This window comes from Crenobacter sp. CS_VA4 (assembly GCF_055597485.1).
In genome coordinates this window covers 1-2,573 of record NZ_JBVMAE010000064.1, presented here as the reverse complement: position 1 = coordinate 2,573, position 2,573 = coordinate 1, and the positions used below count along the sequence as shown (strand labels likewise).

General features: G+C 47.5%; 2 protein-coding genes. One reads left to right on the top strand and one right to left on the bottom strand.

The features are described from left to right. The first annotated feature begins 165 nt into the window (after nucleotides 1-165). Nucleotides 166-1,290, top strand: coding sequence for a T6SS phospholipase effector Tle1-like catalytic domain-containing protein (locus tag ACZ2IA_RS22630; RefSeq protein WP_470294845.1), 1,125 nt, complete (start codon nucleotides 166-168; stop codon nucleotides 1,288-1,290). A 32-nt stretch (nucleotides 1,291-1,322) separates the two neighbouring features. Here ACZ2IA_RS22630 and ACZ2IA_RS22625 read toward each other — a convergent pair whose 3' ends face one another. Further along, nucleotides 1,323-1,817, bottom strand: coding sequence for a hypothetical protein (locus tag ACZ2IA_RS22625; protein ID WP_470294844.1), 495 nt, complete (start codon nucleotides 1,815-1,817; stop codon nucleotides 1,323-1,325). Nucleotides 1,818-2,573 lie beyond the last annotated feature (756 nt).

The following is a 2,573-nucleotide window of genomic DNA, read 5'->3' as shown; positions in this document are numbered from 1 at the left end:
CCGCTGCGCGGGCGGCCTCCATGCCTGGTCAAAATTCAACGAGCACGGCTGGTCAAAATTCAGTGAGCGCCAACACATGAAGAGGAAAGGGAGACTATTGTTGCTGCGTTAGCTAATGAGCTAAAGGATAACGGTTATGAAGTAGATTATGTTTCAGGCCCAGGTGTGGGCTCAAAAGCAGATGCGGCAATTTGTTACAGTTGCCTTCCAAAAGCGAAAGATGCACTTGAAAGACTCCGTGAAAAAGTTGCAAACGACTGGAGCCGTGAGTCTAATGTTGAAGTTAGAGTTCTTGTTGTCGGGTTTAGCCGAGGCGCCGCGATAGGTAGGCATTTTATGAATCTAGTGAGTGAAATGTGGCCTGAAAATAGCAGTAGCGCCAACGAAGTAAAATCGGCGGTCTCCGTCAGAACCGTGGGGCTTCTTTTTGATACCGTTGCAACGGGAAAAGAGAACGCACTTAAACTTGGAATAGCTCCAACAACAGATTACTTAATTCACCTTGTGGCCAGAGATGAACGTCGCAACCTATTTCGTGTAGTGTTAGATCAAAATGAAGATTTCTTTGGCCTGCCAAACGGGTCTCTGAGATATTCTGACCGAATGACAGAAATAACCTTGCCTGGAGTGCACTCAGACGTCGGAGGATCCTACCTGGGTGGAATTGGGACTGCCCATCGTGTACTGGCAGAAAAAATTCTTGTTGAACTTCAGCTGGTTAATAAAACAAAGTGGAGTTTTGGTGCTGATATTTTCAGTCAAGGGGCTCATGACTCGCGCGGATATTTTGACAAGGCAATAGGAATCAAAAGGGTTTTAGATGATGTGAAACAAAAGAGAGACTTCATTTATGCAAAAAGTACCCATCTGTCTGATAGGCAAAAAATAACTCTCAGCGCTCGCCTTAGTGCTTTAAAAGAAGCAAAATGGAAAAATTTTCAACCAAAAATTACATCTACCAACTGGAGCAACACCCTAGAGACCGCGAAGTTCTTTATAACGAAGCGCCGCAACGAGCTTGATGTACGAGCGGCTTCAGATTGGATTCTTGCCCGGACGTTGTCGCTGGACGACAATAAAAAAGAGAAGTGGCTTAACTTTGGATTTGAGAGCAACAATGGAACAATGGCAATGTCTAGAGTTAGGCTCTCTGAAGAATTGTTCAATGCAATTCCAGATGGTGAGACATCAACTTTAGAGATTGTCATTCTTACATTGAAGAGTGGTGCCACCATATCCTTCTTAATAAATGGTCAAGAAATAGAATCTCTTAGCTCAACCAACAATTAGGCGGCGCTTGAATCTATTCTTTTGGGTGGGGGCTACACATTCAGTTTCCGTCGTCGTTGATCCATCCAGGCCAACCACCCTGCCCTGTGTGCTTGCGCATCATAAAGGGCGTGATGCCATGGTCGTTCCTTCGAATGGTACCGTACGACAGCTCGGTCGAAGACCCCTGTGTCAATCAACGGTCGTAGGTCGAACCAGCCAGTCAGGTTAGTCGGCCATTTGCTATCGAGTGCGTTTGCCAGCAGGTCGCGGTCGTGCTGCGAGTCACAGGCGATCGTCACGCTGCGTGGCAGACTCGCGAACCAGTCGCGTAGTCTGGCTTGTACGTCCACCTTACGAACGATGGCTCCATCAATGCGGCCGAGTTGCGACCAGACGGCGGACTGGACGAAGGCGTTACACTTAGAGCGGTCGAAGTCTTGCACCTCCAAGTACAACTCGTGTCGCCCATCTTCTCCGATCATGCCGATGCTAATCAGCTCGCAATCAATGAAATCGGTGAATTCGGTATCCAAAAAAACCAGCATGACAGGTCTTTCATTATGATTTTCTTCGGTCGTGCATTCTGCATCCTACCACTACTTTCCTGAGCGCCTGCGACCTGTGTGATAGCCGCTGTGTACTAACGGATGGAGCCCTCTGTTGAATGGTGGTTTTTTTTCGACGTCCAGCCCGTAAACAACCGTCTTTCGCAGTAGACAGACTTAGATAGGCGTTTCCACTTCCCTCTTCGATGCCCATCGACAGATCCACATACCTCTTCATGCTACGCAAGTTGATAGCTGATACCCCAGCCTTCTATTAAGTATCGTATCGACAAGTTCTAGCCGGCATCGAATAGTGCAAGCTTACCTGTCGCTCAGAGAGAAAATGCAAGGTTATGTGTCGTCAACTTGATGCGTTACTTGTCGTCGTGCACCGTAAGTATCTGATTTACAAAAATGGATGATGCAGGTTTTTGTGTTGCTCTAGGTTTTTGTCAGAAATCGGAAAGGTTGAAATTTTGTAGCCAAAATTTGAAATTTCCGATAGCCAAAGCATGAAATATTGCTACGCCATGAGAAAGGCCCTGCTTTTGCAGGGCCTTTCTCATGGCGTAGCAAACTGGCATGGATTGTTTCTAGAACCGTAGACACTCCTGACACTCACGCCGAGGCCGGCTCAAAGGCTTCGGGGCTGATGCAGCCTAAGTGGCGGCTCATCGGCGAGGCTGTGTGAAAACGTCCCCAAGGCTATGATTTCCGTAATGCCATGCCGAGGACTGAGCAATGACACGGTTTGTT

What these genes read in the sequence shown, in the direction of transcription:
- ACZ2IA_RS22625 (WP_470294844.1), bottom strand. Translation starts at nt 1,817, where the DNA reads ATGCTGGTTTTTTTGGATACCGAATTCACCGATTTCATTGATTGCGAG.